The 14,118-nt window shown below is 73.5% G+C and carries 14 protein-coding genes; 4 read left to right on the top strand and 10 right to left on the bottom strand.

What is annotated here, in order from left to right:
• Window positions 1–206 precede the first annotated feature (206 nt).
• Window positions 207–989 (top strand): DUF899 family protein, encoded by a 783-nt coding sequence (locus tag ABEA15_RS23550; RefSeq protein WP_345559133.1) that lies wholly within the window; start codon window positions 207–209, stop codon window positions 987–989.
• 67 nt (window positions 990–1,056) lie between these two features.
• Here ABEA15_RS23550 and ABEA15_RS23545 read toward each other — a convergent pair whose 3' ends face one another.
• From ABEA15_RS23545 to ABEA15_RS23520, 6 genes are all read right to left on the bottom strand, one after another.
• Entirely contained in the window at window positions 1,057–1,746 is a 690-nt protein-coding gene (locus ABEA15_RS23545; protein WP_345559131.1) for a DNA alkylation repair protein, read from the bottom strand.
• Window positions 1,747–2,021: 275 nt separating this feature from the next.
• Complete coding sequence (locus tag ABEA15_RS23540; protein ID WP_345559129.1) at window positions 2,022–2,978, bottom strand: cyclase family protein; 957 nt, start codon at window positions 2,976–2,978, stop codon at window positions 2,022–2,024.
• Between the two features lie 95 nt (window positions 2,979–3,073).
• Window positions 3,074–3,892, bottom strand: coding sequence for a DUF4352 domain-containing protein (locus ABEA15_RS23535; RefSeq protein WP_345559127.1), 819 nt, complete (start codon window positions 3,890–3,892; stop codon window positions 3,074–3,076).
• Between the two features lie 185 nt (window positions 3,893–4,077).
• On the bottom strand, window positions 4,078–5,394 hold the full coding sequence (locus ABEA15_RS23530; protein WP_345559125.1) for an MFS transporter: 1,317 nt from the start codon (window positions 5,392–5,394) through the stop codon (window positions 4,078–4,080).
• A 103-nt stretch (window positions 5,395–5,497) separates the two neighbouring features.
• Complete coding sequence (locus tag ABEA15_RS23525) at window positions 5,498–5,647, bottom strand: hypothetical protein (protein WP_345559123.1); 150 nt, start codon at window positions 5,645–5,647, stop codon at window positions 5,498–5,500.
• 236 nt (window positions 5,648–5,883) lie between these two features.
• On the bottom strand, window positions 5,884–6,123 hold the full coding sequence (locus ABEA15_RS23520) for a hypothetical protein (RefSeq protein WP_344143644.1): 240 nt from the start codon (window positions 6,121–6,123) through the stop codon (window positions 5,884–5,886).
• Between the two features lie 530 nt (window positions 6,124–6,653).
• On the opposite strand from ABEA15_RS23520, the gene ABEA15_RS23515 reads away from it, so the two are divergent.
• Window positions 6,654–8,678 (top strand): sigma-70 family RNA polymerase sigma factor, encoded by a 2,025-nt coding sequence (locus ABEA15_RS23515; protein WP_345559121.1) that lies wholly within the window; start codon window positions 6,654–6,656, stop codon window positions 8,676–8,678.
• Window positions 8,679–8,910: 232 nt separating this feature from the next.
• On the opposite strand, the gene ABEA15_RS23510 is transcribed toward ABEA15_RS23515, so the two are convergent.
• On the bottom strand, window positions 8,911–9,741 hold the full coding sequence (locus tag ABEA15_RS23510; RefSeq protein ID WP_345559119.1) for a helix-turn-helix transcriptional regulator: 831 nt from the start codon (window positions 9,739–9,741) through the stop codon (window positions 8,911–8,913).
• Window positions 9,742–9,863: 122 nt separating this feature from the next.
• On the opposite strand from ABEA15_RS23510, the gene ABEA15_RS23505 reads away from it, so the two are divergent.
• Window positions 9,864–10,931, top strand: a complete 1,068-nt coding sequence (locus tag ABEA15_RS23505; RefSeq protein WP_345559117.1) for an aldo/keto reductase — start codon at window positions 9,864–9,866, stop codon at window positions 10,929–10,931.
• Between the two features lie 80 nt (window positions 10,932–11,011).
• On the opposite strand, the gene ABEA15_RS23500 is transcribed toward ABEA15_RS23505, so the two are convergent.
• Entirely contained in the window at window positions 11,012–11,974 is a 963-nt protein-coding gene (locus ABEA15_RS23500; RefSeq protein WP_345559115.1) for a Scr1 family TA system antitoxin-like transcriptional regulator, read from the bottom strand.
• Window positions 11,975–12,085: 111 nt separating this feature from the next.
• On the opposite strand from ABEA15_RS23500, the gene ABEA15_RS23495 reads away from it, so the two are divergent.
• Entirely contained in the window at window positions 12,086–12,358 is a 273-nt protein-coding gene (locus ABEA15_RS23495) for a hypothetical protein (RefSeq protein ID WP_344143637.1), read from the top strand.
• A gap of 107 nt (window positions 12,359–12,465) precedes the next feature.
• Here ABEA15_RS23495 and panD read toward each other — a convergent pair whose 3' ends face one another.
• Together panD and ABEA15_RS23485 are read right to left on the bottom strand one after the other, a co-directional pair.
• Window positions 12,466–12,879, bottom strand: a complete 414-nt coding sequence (gene panD, locus ABEA15_RS23490) for an aspartate 1-decarboxylase (RefSeq protein ID WP_345559113.1) — start codon at window positions 12,877–12,879, stop codon at window positions 12,466–12,468.
• Window positions 12,880–13,272: 393 nt separating this feature from the next.
• Complete coding sequence (locus tag ABEA15_RS23485; protein WP_345559111.1) at window positions 13,273–14,088, bottom strand: siderophore-interacting protein; 816 nt, start codon at window positions 14,086–14,088, stop codon at window positions 13,273–13,275.
• Window positions 14,089–14,118: the final 30 nt, after the last annotated feature.

Genomic DNA, 14,118 nt, shown 5'->3' with positions numbered 1-14,118 from the left:
TCAAACGGTCGCTGATCGCCTACGACCACTGAAGACATCGGACTCACTCATCTAGGGCGCGCCCGCCCTCGCCGGCCCGCCGCGGTCCGTGCGGGCCGGCAAATGGCGCCCCTGCCGCGATGAGTTCCGGCCGGCGCGCGAGTCTGTTCCGGTGACCGCCCGAGTACGCCGAAGGGCGCTGCCCGGCACGAGACCCGGAGGACGCCATGACGACCACGCCCGACGACCGCACCGCCGCGCTGCCCGGCCGCCCGCCTGTGGTCGACCCGGCCACCTGGCAGGCGGCCCGCGACGAGCTCCTGGTCCGCGAGAAGGCCCACACCCGCGAGGGCGACGCCATCGCCGCGGCCCGCCGACGGCTGCCGATGGTGGAGTTCGACGCAACGGTCGAGGTCGCGGGTCCCCGCGGCCCGGTCCCGTTCCTGGACCTGTTCCAGGGCCGCGACGAGCTCGTCGTCTACAAGCACATGTGGTACGACGGCGCGCCGCACCAGGGGCAGTGCGAGGGCTGCACCACCACGGCCTGGCACCTGAAGGACGCCGTCTACCTCAACGCCCGCGGCGTCTCGTTCGCCGTTGTGACCACGGGGCGGTGGGAGGAGGTGGCCTCCTACGTCGCGTTCATGGGCTACACCCAGCCCTGGTACTCGGTGCGCGGCCTGGAGGAGCCGATCGGCGGCGGCATGGGCTACATCACCTGCTACCTGCGCGACGGCGACCGCACGTTCCTCACCTACGCCACGACGGGCCGCGGCAACGAGCCGGTCAACGGGTCCCTCGCCCTGCTCGACAGGACGCCCTACGGCCGCGGCGAGGCGTGGGAGGACAACCCCGAGGACCGGCCCGACGGCGGGGCCCCGTGCTGGTCCTGGCGCTCGGACGCGGACGGCAACGCCACCTGGGGCCCGACCAGCCGCCCGGTACCGCAGTGGACCCGCCCCGGCGCGGATCCCGTGGAGACCCTCGGCCGGACGGGCCACCACCACTGACGGTGCCCGGTCGACGGCGCTCCGTGCCGCGCGGCCCGGCCGCGATCGCGCCGCACAGGGCCGGCTCTCAGGCCTGCTGTCGGCGCACCATCTCGGCGATCCAGGCGGGCGCGTACGGAGACGTGCAGCCGGGAGATGTCGGGTAGTCCCTGAGCACCTGCAGGCGCTCGCCGATGCCGATCGCGCGGGCGCGGTGCTCGGCGTGGTCGATCCCGATCTGCGCCAGGCAGTGGTTCATCGCCCACTGCAGGCGGTCGGGGGCGCCCTTCATCTCCGCCTCGATGACGTCGAGCAGCCCGGCGAGGTCCAGGCCCTCGGGCCGCTTGGCCACGCGCTCGGTGGTCAGCGCCCAGCCGGCGCTCGCGACCACCGGATCCGGGTCGGCGGACCAGGCCGGGCGCAGCTCCTCGGCGTGCGGGCCCTTCTTCACGACGTAGTTCACGAGCCAGTCCTGCACCTTGGGCGTGCGCGCATCGCGCAGCATGGCGTCCAGCTCGCCGCGCTCGAACGCCTTCGGCCGGCAGATCAGCAGCGCCAGGAGCCGCGCCGCGGTGTCGCCCGTCTCCCAGAGGCGGCGGGCGAGGTCCTGCTGCGTCTTCAGCCGCTTGGCGAGCGCGCGCAGCTTGGTGAGGTTCACGGCGTGGTCGTCGCCCTGCTTCTCGTTCACCTCGCGCGCTCTCGGGTCCTCGAGCGCGGCCAGTTCGGCCATCACCTCGTCCACCGTCGTCTCGGCCACCTCGCGCCTCCTGTCCAGCATGTGCGGGCTCCAGCCTACGACCGTCCGGGCGAGCGCCGCAGTCGGCGCAGTCGGCGCCGGAGGGCCCGCCGTCGAACCCAAAGACGCCGGTCGCCGCCGTGGCGGGCACAGCACCACCTGCGTGCCACGCGTGCCGGTTCGGCCCCACCGAGCGGATCGTCCCCGTGGTGCGCGCAGAGCTGCGGACCGCCCGGGACCGCAACCGGCGGCCCGGCGCAGGGCCGATCGGGCTCCCCGACGGTGAGGGGCGCCGCGCCGTGGGGCGAGTCCCGCGGTCAGAAGGTGGCGATCGGGTTGACCGGACTGCCGGACGTACCGGCGAAGCGGACCGGCGCGACCGCGAGGTGGAAGTCCCACCGGCCGAGCTCGGCGGCCGTGGCCGCGCACGCCTCCAGGTCGCAGTTGTCGAGCAGCCACAGCCCCATCGCGGTGAGGCCCACGGCGTGGACTGGCATCACCACGTCCTCGTATCCCGACGGCTGAACGTCCTGGGGTGTGTCGGCGCCGATCAGCGCGACCTCCCGTTCCCGCAGCCACGGCAGGCAGGACGCGTGCCAGCCGGCCTGCGTGAATCCGCCGGCCGCACCGGCCTCGTGCCGGGCCCGGCCGTAGCCGGTCCGCAACAGGACCGCGTCGCCGGATCGCACCCGCACACCCTGGCGGCGCTCGGCCTCCTCGAGATCGTCCGGAAACACGCCCTGCCCCGGTTCCAACCACGGCACACCGCGGACGCCCGCGACGTCCAGCAGGACACCGCGCGTGATGATCCCGTCCGCCGCCGCCGTGACGGCCGCCCACGCCGATCCCGTCGCGGCGCCGACCAGTGAGTGCGGCCGCCCGTTGTACATCGCGCCGTCCCAGAAGAGGTGGCACGGCGAGTCGAGGTGGGTGAGGGTGTTGCCGTGGAACGTGATGCCGAGTCGCTCGGTCGCAAAGCCCCAGCGCCGGTCGTTGCGGAATCCGGGCAGCGGCATGTCCTCGGCACCCGGCATGTCGGCGGCGCACGGGCAGATCGTCGTCGACCGCTCCATATCCTGCGGTACGGCGACCTCCCATGCGCACGACACGCTCCTTCCGCGGCGCACGGCCCGCGCCGCCGCCAGCCGGACGTCGTCGGTGATGTGGTTGAGAGTGCCGAGTTCGTCGTCGTCGCCCCACCGGCCCCAGTTCGACAACGTGTCGAAGTACCCGAGCACGTCGTCCTGCGTGGGCGCCGACCGCCCTGCCGTCATCGCAGCATCGACTCCTCCGGTTGCACGGTCTAAGGCACCGCAGGCAGGATAGCCCGCCCTCGCCCTTCGGCGCCGCCGGAAGCGAGCGGAGCCGCCTAGCCGGCGCTCCAGCTCTCCAGGCGGACGACCGCGGGCTTGTCGGCGGAGGAGAAGCCTTTCAGGCGCAGCGCCGCGGGCTCGCTGCCGGGCGGGACGTCGAAGACCAGGCCGCCGCGGACCTGCTCGCCCGGGGCGAGGCGGCCGAACAGGGCATCGGGGTTGCCGGCCCGCAGGCCCGCCGAGTTGTCGGGGCGATGGCGCGCGCCCCCGGTGTCGGTGAGGCGCTGGTCGGCGTCGGTGAACATCGCGGCCTCCTCACCCACGTTGTGCACCGTCAGGCGGGCGACCACGAAGCTGCCCTGCGCGGCCTCGCCCTGCACGGTGCCGCCGACGTAGTCGAGGCCGGTGTGCACACCGGTGACCGTGAACTCGAAGGAGCCCGAGGAGACGGGGTCGCCGACACGCCCCCACGCGCCGTCGGCGGGCGGCTGCTCGACGTGGCGGGCCGCCGTGGGCAGGTGCGCGGCGACGCCGCCGAGGGTGTCCGTCCCGCCGCCGAGGAGCAGCACCGCGGCTCCCGCGCCCCCGATCAGGACCGCGGCGCCGAGCGCGGCCGCGACTTTCGGCCACCTCCGCCGCCGGGCACCCGGTTCCGTTTTCCAGGCGCCAGGGCCGCTTTCGGCCGGTCCGGCCGCCGAGTCCGGGCCCGCGGGAGCGCCCGGTTCCGCGCCGGGCACGGTGGTCTGGGCGGCGCCTTCAGCCGGCTCCTCCACGTCCGGCGCGGGCGGCTCCCGCGGTCCGGGGGCGGTGTCGCCGAGGCCGGCCGCAGCCGGCCCGGCGGCGCCGCTGTCCGCCGGTGCCTCTCGCTCGTCCACGCCGCCTCCTCCGAGGGGTGCCACACTATTCACGTACGGTAACCGTCGACGTGGACGATACCGATGGCCGCCTGCCGGAACACGCAGGTCGACGGGCGTTTCCGCGAATCCGGGCGTCACTGTGCGTCATACCCGCGACGGCGGGGCGGACGGCCCGCCGGGGGCGCGCGAGTGAGCGGGGCCGGTCAGCGGGAGCGGCGGGCCCGCACGGCGAGCAGCAGCACCGGCAGGACCAGCACCGCGGCGAAGGCGTTGAGCGGGCCGAACCCGAACGCCACCAGCAGCGCGCCCGAGAGCGCCGAACCCGCTGCGCCGAAGGCGTGCATCATCAGGTCGGCGGTGCCCTGCGCCTGCGGTCGGCGCTCGGGCGGCAGCGATTCGGCCAGCAGGGCCGACGCCGACACCAGTCCGAAAGACCAGCCCAGGCCGAGGAACACGAGTCCGGCCGCGACCTGCGCGTCGCTGTGGCCCGCCGTTCCGGCCAGGGCCGCCGCGACCAGCAGCAGCCCCTGCCCCGCCAGCAGCACCGGTACGCGGCCCAGCCGGTCGGAGAGCCAGCCGACCAGCGGAGAGAAGGCGAACATGCCCGCGATGTGCAGGCTGATCGTCAGCCCGACGACGCTCAGCGCCGCACCGCCGGACTCCATGTGCACCGGGGTCATCGTCATGACGGTGACCATGGCGGCGTGCGAGGCGGCCATACCCGTGATGGCCAGCAGCGCCCGGGGCTCGGCGGCGATCGCCCGCAGGGACGCGGCCAGCGGCCGGCGCTCCCGGCCCCGATCGCCCGCCTCCTCCGGCGCGGCACCGGCGGCGGCGCGGGCCAGCGCCAGCGGGTCGGGGCGCAGCAGGAGGGCGATGACGGTCCCGGCCGCCGCGAAGGAGGCCGTGCTGAAGACGAGCGGTCCCGCCAGCGGGTCGAGGCCCAGCGCCCCCGCCAGGGCCGCGCCCGGACCGGTCAGGTTCGGCCCGGCCACCGAGCCGATCGTGGTCCCCCACACGACGAGCGAGAGGTCCCGGCCGCGGGTGCGGTCGGTGGCCAGGTCGGTTGCGCTGTGGCGGGACTGCAGAGCGGTGGCGCTGCCGGCGCCGAAGAGCACCATGCCCAGCAGGAAGACGGGGAAGAGCGCGGCCTGGGTGCCGGCGATCGCGACGGCGCCGCCCAGTGCCGCCAGGAACCAGCCCAGACCCAGCCCGAAGCGCCGCCCGCGGCGCGCCGCCGCGCCGGCCAGCGGCAGGGCCAGCACGGCGGCGCCGAGCGTGACCATGGTCGTGGCCATGCCGGACCAGCCCTGGGAACCGGTGAGGTCGCGGGCGATGAGGCCGATCACCGAGGCGGCGGCCGCGACGCCGACGCCGCCGACGACCTGCGCGCCGGTCAGCACGGCGAGAACTCGCGGCCGCGCGCGGGCGGCGGCGCGGACCGCCTCCTGGCCGGGGGCGGCAGCGGAGGCGGCGGAGCCGGTGAAGGAGGGTGCCGCGACCTCGTCCGGCGCCGTCATCGCCGCGTCGAGCCTGCGCGCATGCTCTCCCCCGTTCTGCGCGGCGGCCCGCGCCGCTGCGGCTGCTCGGAACGGACCGAGCATAGCGACCGATACCGACGGATCAGCGGGCAGTCCGGGCGTCGCCGAACAGCGCGGGCGCTGCGGCCCCGGCGCTCACCGGTGTGCGGCCGGTCGCGGGCCGCCACCGGCCGCGCACCGCCCCGCCCGCCTGCGTCCCGCGCAGGTCGTGCATGTCCAGACCGGGTTCCATTGCACGGGGTCGCTCCTAGGTGCCGCGTCGGTGCCGTTGACACGCCTGGAAGATGGCACCGCCTGGGAAAGGCGAATCCACTGCGGCCGTTGACGGAGGAAGCCCGCCTTGCCGCGCCGGGCCGGGCCGGGAACGGGGCACCCGGCACGAGGTGGCCGTGATCGGCGGCGGAATGCGGCACGGACGGCGCCGCCCGCGTGCTCGGCGCCGCAGTCTGCGCCGTTTCGCGGTGCCGCTCACCCCCGGCCGTAGCGCCAGCGCAGGAACCCGTGCTCGCGCTCGATGCGGCGCATCTCGGCGTAGAGGGCGTCGGGGTCGACGGCCGAGACGACGGCGCCGCCCTGGGGGACGGGCCAGCACGCGTACGCCCAGAAGCGGCGGGTGTAGGCGCCCCACAGCACGAGCCACATGCCCTGCTTCTGCCACTCGATGTAGGCCGCTGTCTCGTGTCGGTCGTCCTCTTCGCCGTCGTCCATAGCGAGTGGCTCATACCCGGACCGATATCGGCCGATAGGGCCGGATGTGGTCACCGCGGGGGCCTGGACACCGGCCGTTCCCGCGCACCGGGAGGCCACACGCGCCTCTAGCGAACCGGCGGCACCGATCCGGGGCACGCCTGCGGTTGTTCGGCGCGGGTTGATCACCGGTGCCGGACGGTGTGCGCCGACCGGGCGGGCGCCTGCCGTTCGGAGAGCGGGGGCGGGGCGGCGCCCGCCCGCCCCCGGCACCGCCCCTTGCGAAGGACGGACGGCTCTTGGCGGATGCCGCGCCGCGCTGGAGACTGTCGGCGGCCGCCGCCCGCTCGGTAAGCGCCCGCGGAGGGCGGGACCGCGCGGCCGCGCGCACCGCCGATCGGGCGGTCAGGCGGTCGGCCGGCACCGGCCGGAAATCGATGGCGGGATTTCCGTTGTCCCCCGGGCACGCCCCCGTCTCCCAAGGGTGGAACGGGGTGACGGGCCCCTGCCGGTCCCCGTCGCCGCCGGAGACATCCGAAGGGAAACGAGCAATGAGCCACGATCCAGGCCCGGGGCCGGACCCCGCACTGGTGGCCGCCGCCCGCGACGGCGATCCCGAGGCCGTCGAAGCGCTGCTGTCGCAGTCGCTGCCGCTCGTCTACAACATCGTCGGCCGCGCATTGGACGGCCACAGCGACGTGGACGACGTGGTGCAGGAGGCCCTGCTTCGTGTCGTACACGGCCTCGGCCGGCTGGAGCGGCCGGAGGCGTACCGATCCTGGATGGTGGCCATCACCGTGCGCCTGATCAGGGACTGGATGCGCGCCCGGCAGCGGTCCCGGGAGAACCTCAGATCGCTGCCGCAGGCCGAGCACCTGCCCGACGCGTCGGACTTCGTGTCGCTGACGATCCTGCGGCTGAACCTGACCGACCAGTGCCGGGAGGTCGCCGAGGCCACCCGCTGGCTGGACGGCGAGGACCGCGACCTGATGTCGCTGTGGTGGCTGGAGGAGACCGGCCAGCTCGACCGCGCCGAACTGGCCGACGCGCTGGGGCTGTCGGGGCGCCACGCCGCCATGCGTGTGCGCCGCCTCAAGGACCGGCTCGACGTCGGCCGCGGCATCGTGCGCGCGCTGGCCGCCCGGCCGAGTTGCGCGGGGCTCGACGAGGTCGCCGAGGGCTGGGACGGCGAGCCGAGCCCGCTGTGGCGCAAGCGGCTGGACCGCCACGTCCGCGGCTGCTCCCGCTGCGGCGAGCGCACCGAGCGGCTCGCGCCGGTGGAGGGGCTGCTGCGCGGCCTGCCGCTGCTGGCTCCGCCGCCGGAGCTGTACCGGGCCCTCGCCGACTCCGCCCTGCTCGGCTCCCCCTACCCGGCCGAACCGGCGCCCGACGGCGCATCCGCGGACGACGCTTCCGCGGACGACGCGGGCGCCGGGGGATCCGAGGGCGCGCCCGCGGACGGTACGCACAGCGCCCCATCACCGAGCGGCGGCGCGCACGCGGGCGCGGTCCCGTCCGCGCGCCACCGCCCGCATACGCCAGGACTCCGCCGGGCACGCCCGCCCGCTGCCCGGCGGAGCATCCTGGTCGCCGCGGGCGCGGGAGCGGTCGCCACGGGTGTCCTGGTCGCGGTCGCGGTCGCGGACAACACCCCGGTCGCACCCCAGTCGGCCGCTCCCGCCCCGGGGCCGATGGCGGTCCGGGAGTCCAGCGCGGCGCCGGACTCCCCCTCGCCCTCACCGTCGGCCTCCCCGAGCGCGGCACCCTCGCCGTCCCCCTCCGCTCCCCCGCCGTCGCCGTCCCCCACCCCCGGCCCGGAGACCGCCGAGGCCGTCTCCTCCGGCGGCAAGGGCGTGGCGGCGTGGGAGTTCGGCGGCGCCGACGCCGCGCTGCGGCGATCGGGTGCCGACTGGTACTACACCTGGTCCACCGCCCATCCCGGCGTCGGCTCCGCAGCCGGGGCCGAGTTCGTGCCGATGATCTGGGGCGCGGAGTCGGTCACCGACCAGGCTCTGGCCGAAGCCGAGGCGGCCGGCCCCCACCTGCTCGGGTTCAACGAGCCGGACATGGCCGAACAGGCCGACATGTCGGTGGAGCAGGCCCTGGACCTGTGGCCCCGGTTGGAGGAGACGGGCAGCACGCTGGGCAGCCCGTCGGTGGCCTACGGGGCCGACACCGAGGGCGGCTGGCTCGACCGCTTCATGGACGGGGCCGAGCAGCGCGGCCACCGTGTCGACTTCATCACGGTGCACTGGTACGGCTCCGACTTCCGCACCGACGCGGCCGTGCAGCAGCTGCGCGGCTACCTCACCGCGGTGCACGAGAAGTACGGCAAGCCGGTGTGGCTCACCGAGTACGCGCTGATCGACTTCTCCGGCGGGACTCCGCGCTACCCCGCGCCACAGGAGCAGGCGGCCTTCGTCTCCGCGTCCGCGCAGATGCTGTCGGACCTGCCGTTCCTCAAGCGCTACGCCTGGTTCGGCCTGGGCACTGACGAGTCCGGCCCGACCACCGCCCTGTACCGCAGCGGCCCCACTCCCACGGAGATGGGGCGCGCCTTCCAAGCGGCTCCTTGACCCCCCGCCTGCGACCGGCCGCCGTGCACCCGCGGCCGACCCCGCACCGCAGGCGAGGACCGCTTGGCAGGCGCCCCCCGTGCCCGCGCCCCTCGGGCACGGGGCCCGTCCGCCCGGTGGCGCCCCTGCCGCGCCGCCGGGCGGGCGGTTTCATGCGTGCCCGCGCCTCCGGGCGTGGGGCCGGCCCGGAAAAAGCCGGAATCAAAGGGAGAGGGGAGCGGACGGTGCAACATCACCGTGCGTACAACCGGTCCAATGCCGACTGGCTCGCGTCGTCCGCGGCGCGGTAGATCAGCAACCGCTGGTCCGAATCCTGAAGCGGCATGAGCACTTCGAAGTGCACGTCGATCAGACCGGCGTCAGGATGCCGCAGCACCTTCCGCCCGCGGCCGTTGACCTCGACGTCCCGCTCGGCCCAGAGCCGCGCGAACTCCTCGTCGCCGGCCATGAACTCGGCGATGAGACCGGTCATCGCCTCGTCCTCCGGATGCGCGGCCCAGGCGGCGCGCAGGTGGGCGATCCCCTCGCGCAGGGCGCCTTCGCGGTCGACGTAGAAATCGCGCATCCGGGGACGCATCAGGCACAGCCACATCGCATTGCGCTGCGGCGGCGGCAGAGTGTCGAAATCCAGGAGCAGCCGCGCCATCTCGCCGTTCCAGGTGAGGATGTCGAAGCGGTGGTTCATCAGCATGGCCGGCTGCGGCGCCAGGTCGGCGACCAGTCGGGCCAGCGACGGCGCCGCGGCGGTGGCCGGCTTGTCGGCGCCGCTGAGGTGCTGCCGGGTCAGGTTGAAGAGGTAGTCGCGTTCGTGGCGGGCCAGGCGCAGCGCCCGGGCCAGCCCTTCGACCACGTGCACCGAGGGGCGCAGCCCGCGGCCCTGCTCCAGCCGGACGATGTAGTCGACGCTGACCCCGGCCAGTTCGGCGACCTCTTTGCGGCGCAGCCCCGGGGTCCGCCGGGCCTGCCGACGCGCCGGAAGGCCGAGGTCGCGCGGGTCCAGGCGCTCGCGCCGGGTCCGCAGGAACGCGGCCAGCTCCTGCGTGGTGTCCACCGTGCGGGTCATCGTCCTCGATGCTACAGCGAGGGTAGGACCGACCCTCCCAGGAGACTCCTTCCCTTACCTCCGGCCCGCGGCGATCACAGGCTTGTCTTTCCGACAGCGGATCACGAGCACGGGAGGACACCATGACGCTCACCCTCGACACCTATCGGCTGCTGGGCCGCTCCGGGCTGCGGGTCTCCCCACTGGCGCTGGGCGCGGCGACCTTCGGCACCGAATGGGGTTGGGGCGCCGAGCGGGACGAGGCGCGGAAGCTGTTCGACTGCTACGTCGAGCGCGGCGGCAACCTCATCGACACCGCGAGCACCTACACCGACGGCAGCTCCGAGCGGATGCTGGGCGAGTTCGCCCGCGGCAACCGCGAAGGCCTGGTGCTGGCGACGAAGTACACGACGCAGCGCCGATCCGGCGATCCGAACTCCGGAGGGCCCCACCGCAAAAGCCTGTTCGCCTCGGTGGACGCCAGTCTGCGACGGCTGGACACGGACTACATCGATCTGCTCTACCTGCACGTGTGGGACTTCACGACGCCCGTCGAGGAGATCCTGCGCGGCCTGGACGACCTGGTCCGCCAGGGCAAGGTCCTGTACGTGGCGATCTCCAACGCGCCGGCCTGGCAGGCGGCGCGCATGCAGGCGATAGCCGACCTGCGCGGCTGGTCGCCGCTGGTCGCCCTGCAGATCCAGTACAGCCTGATCGACCGCACCGGCGAACGCGATCTGATCCCCATGGCGCGCGAGATGGGGCTGGGGGTGATGCCGTACTCGCCGCTGGGCGGCGGGGTGCTCACCGGCAAGTACAGCCGCGACGACCTGACCCCGACGGGGGCCGGGGCCGGCGGTGGTTCCACCCGCAAGAGCTTCAACCTCGCCGCGGGCACCCTCAGCGAGCGCAACCTCGCCATCGCTGACGTGGTGCGGGAGGTCGCCGCGGAGCTGGGCCGCCCACCCGCCCAGGTCGGGCTGGCCTGGACCCTGCGGAACCCTGCTGTGACGGCGCCGATCATCGGCGCCCGCACCCTCGGGCAACTGGAGGGCAATCTGGGCGCCCTGGAGGTCGACCTCACCGCCTCCCAGGCGGCCCGCCTCGACGAGGCCAGCGCGATCGAGCCCGGCGCGCCGCACGACCTGATCGGCGGCGACTTCGGCCGCACGCTGACCCGCGGCGATCTGACGATCGAAGCCCGCCGCTGACACGGGGCGAGCCCTGGGGGCGGCGGCAGTGGCGCCGCCCCCAGGGCCGCCGGGCCGAGGCATCGGGCGCGGCGCCGGGCTCAGAGCGCGTGCGCGGCCCGCAAGAAGGCCCGCCATTCGGCGAGGGGGAAGGCGAGATGTCCGGCCTCGCGGTGCCGGGTATCCCGCACGAGGGCCCGATCGGAGTCGGTACGGCACTCGACGCAGTTGGTCGCACCGCCCTCGGAGTAGGAACTCTTCTTCCACTCGTTCTGCATCATGCTGAGATTCTCCCTTATGAGCTCCTGAGACGCCCCCGGGGGTAGAGCGACTGAGCAGAGGTCGGTGAAGACGTGTGCGTAGACATCCACGACTTCGGGGCCATCGGACGGCATACCGGAGACCTTGGTCTCAACGAAAGCCACGACTCCTTTCTCAGGGACCGTGAAGAGCAGGAACCCTCCGTCCTGTCCGGGGTTGGAGTCGGCCGCCATAGGAACGACGAGGACGCGCACGCGCGGACGCTGGGAAAGCAGGAGAAGCCGCTCCAACTGTTCGACCATGACTTCCCGACCGCCGATCGGCCGTTTGAGGACAGCTTCCTCCACGACAGCACGGATGATCGGAGGGCGCTCCCCTTCGAGGATCTCCTGTCGCTCCATCCTGGCTTTGACGCGACTCTCGATCTCCGCCTCGGTGTCGTCGGGACGTCCTGTTCTAAACGAGGCGCGCGCGTATCGCTCGGTTTGGAAGAGGCCCGGTATCAGCAGCGGACTGTACTCTCTGATCTCTCGGCTCTCGCGCTCGGTCACCGTGACGCCGGCGAACCAGCTCGCGAACCCCGACGGCGATTTTCGGCTATCTTCCCACCGGCGGATCAGCTGGCCGTTAGCACTAAGCACGGCATCAAAGCGGAGCACTTGCTCCTCAGTTGTCCGTTTCGCTCCTCGCTCGATGGCCGAGACATGGGATTGGGAGATCGGAACGGCACGCGCAAGTTGCGTCTGGGTGTAGCCGCGGTTCTCACGCCAGCGCTTGAGTTCCCTCCCGAACCGTACATCCATGGAATCACTATCCAGCTCTCGAATAGCTCTAGGCAATGCCAAGTAACAAAGCTGTGGCCTGCTCGGAACTAGCACTAGCGCAGCTCTCGCCGTTGGTCGAATCTGGGAAACATGCAAACCACGGCACCGGCCCATTGGCCGATCGAGATCCGCACGCGAATCGCCGACCTCAACCGGGTCAACCCGTCCATGTACCGCGTTTGGGGATCACAGCACGAGGACGGATCCTTCGGCGCCTATTACGCCTCTCTCCACCCGCACCTCAACCGCACCGGCAGCAGGTTCGCGCCGACGCTGGCCAGCGGGAGCCACCTTCAGCTCGAACGCCTCCTGATGTGCCCGCCGGACCGGATCGACGCGCTGAGGTGGCCGGGCGGCGCGTGAGCGCCCTCCGCCGTCCGCGCGCGACGCGGCGACGCCCTCGGAGTCGCCGACTCCGAGGGCGTCGCGATTGTTCTCCGCACCGGGACGGGGCCGCGGGGAGTACCGGCTCAGGCCGGGGCGGCACCCGAGACCAGGTCCGAGCCGGGGACCGGCTCGGCGGGGTCGTCGCCCAGGGCGACGATGCGGTTGGCGGTGTCGACGTGGACCACGCGCGGCCGGTGGCCGGCGCGCTCGGCCTCCTCCAGCTCCACATACGACATGATGATGACCAGGTCGCCCGGGTTCACCAGGTGGGCGGCGGCACCGTTGATCCCGATGACGCCGCTGCCGCACTCGCCCGCGATGGTGTAGGTGACAAGGCGGTTGCCGTTGTCGATGTCGACGACGTGGACCTGCTCGCCCTCGACGATGTCGGCCGCCTCAAGCAGGTCGGCGTCGATGGTGATCGATCCCACGTAGTGCAGGTCGGCCTGCGTGACCGTCGCGCGGTGGATCTTGCCGTGGAACAGGGTGCGACGCACGATCTCCTACCTCGTTTCCCTCACTGCGGTCTGGCTACAGGCCCTGGAACAGGGTCCCGTACACGCTCGTGGCGGCGTCCGAAGCACCGCGGCGGCGCGGAGCGCCGGACAATCCCGCAAACGCCCCTGATACACGCCCAATTCCGCGATATTCCGCGATACTCCGCGATACTCCGCGATACTCCGCGATCGCCCCGAGCGTAGTGCGCACCGGTTCGCGCGTGTGCATCGGGGTCGGTGCATGTGCGTCCGCACCGCCACAAGGGCGGGAAGCGGCCCCGCCCGGTCGCCGCGCGCCGCGCAGCACCTGCCGGCCGCCACTGCGCCGGCTCCGCCGCGCGCCGCGCGCGACCGCGGGCCGGTCTGACGACGCGCCGGCGGGTCGGCGAAGAGCTAGTTCCCGTCCTCGTGGTGGTCGTGGTTGCTGGTACCGCGCCGCCAGTAGCCGTCGACGTCGAGGCTCCTGCCGCGCTCGAATCCGGCCTCCCTGAGGTACCGGCGGATCGGCTTGAGGGTGGTGGCCTCGCCCGCGCACCAGGCGAACCCGCGGCCGTCGGGCAGGTCGGCGCCGCGGATGGCGCGCTCCAGCAGGTCGGTGCTGCCGGGGGCCGCGCCGTCGCGGTGCAGCCAGGCCACCACAGCGCCGGCGGGGACGTCCAGGTCCTGCTCCTCGCCCGCGTCGGCCACCTCCAGGAACGCCAGCACGCGCGCGTCGCGCGGAAGCTCCTGCTCCAGCCAGCGGGCGGCCGCGGGCAGGGCCGTCTCGTCGGCGCCGATGAGGTAGTAGTCGAAGCCGTAGTCCATGTGGTGGGTGCCGCGCGGGCCGAGGACGCCGAGCCGGTCGCCGGGGCGGGCGCGCGCCGCCCAGCGGCCGCCCGGCCCGTGGTCGTGGGCGACGAGGTCGACTGTCAGCTCGGCTGCGCCGGCGTCGAACCGGCGGACCGTGTAGTCGCGGTAGACCAGCTCGGGCGCCCGCATGTTCCACCGGCCGCCGTCGTCGAACCGCGGCAGGTGCAGCTCGCCGGTCCGCTCATCGGGGAAGAACAGCTTCACGTGGTCGGTGAAGTTGTCGCTGCGGAACCCGTCGAGGTCGGAGCCGGTGAGGACGACGCGGACCATCGCGGGGGTGACGCGCTCGACCGTGCGCACCTCCAGCATCCGGGAGCGCAGGGGATAGAACTCCACTCGCGGGTCGCGGACGGTGGTCATGGCACATCACTCCTGTTGTCGTCGCGGGCC

Source organism: Streptomonospora halophila (assembly GCF_039542725.1).
Lineage (GTDB): Bacteria > Actinomycetota > Actinomycetes > Streptosporangiales > Streptosporangiaceae > Streptomonospora > Streptomonospora halophila.
The sequence above is the reverse complement of the archived record's forward strand: the minus strand, read 5'-3'. Positions and strand labels throughout refer to the sequence as shown.

Excerpts from the sequence above, each read along its gene's own strand:
- ABEA15_RS23525 (WP_345559123.1), bottom strand. The coding sequence starts at position 5,647 with ATGGAACCCGGTCTGGACATGCACGACCTGCGCGGGACGCAGGCGGGC.
- ABEA15_RS23540 (WP_345559129.1), bottom strand. The coding sequence starts at position 2,978 with ATGACGGCAGGGCGGTCGGCGCCCACGCAGGACGACGTGCTCGGGTAC.
- ABEA15_RS23545 (WP_345559131.1), bottom strand. The coding sequence starts at position 1,746 with ATGCTGGACAGGAGGCGCGAGGTGGCCGAGACGACGGTGGACGAGGTG.
- ABEA15_RS23510 (WP_345559119.1), bottom strand. The coding sequence starts at position 9,741 with ATGACCCGCACGGTGGACACCACGCAGGAGCTGGCCGCGTTCCTGCGG.
- ABEA15_RS23485 (WP_345559111.1), bottom strand. The coding sequence starts at position 14,088 with ATGACCACCGTCCGCGACCCGCGAGTGGAGTTCTATCCCCTGCGCTCC.
- ABEA15_RS23550 (WP_345559133.1), top strand. The coding sequence starts at position 207 with ATGACGACCACGCCCGACGACCGCACCGCCGCGCTGCCCGGCCGCCCG.
- ABEA15_RS23505 (WP_345559117.1), top strand. The coding sequence starts at position 9,864 with ATGACGCTCACCCTCGACACCTATCGGCTGCTGGGCCGCTCCGGGCTG.
- ABEA15_RS23515 (WP_345559121.1), top strand. The coding sequence starts at position 6,654 with ATGAGCCACGATCCAGGCCCGGGGCCGGACCCCGCACTGGTGGCCGCC.
- ABEA15_RS23530 (WP_345559125.1), bottom strand. The coding sequence starts at position 5,394 with ATGACGGCGCCGGACGAGGTCGCGGCACCCTCCTTCACCGGCTCCGCC.
- ABEA15_RS23495 (WP_344143637.1), top strand. The coding sequence starts at position 12,086 with ATGCAAACCACGGCACCGGCCCATTGGCCGATCGAGATCCGCACGCGA.
- ABEA15_RS23500 (WP_345559115.1), bottom strand. The coding sequence starts at position 11,974 with ATGGATGTACGGTTCGGGAGGGAACTCAAGCGCTGGCGTGAGAACCGC.
- ABEA15_RS23520 (WP_344143644.1), bottom strand. The coding sequence starts at position 6,123 with ATGGACGACGGCGAAGAGGACGACCGACACGAGACAGCGGCCTACATC.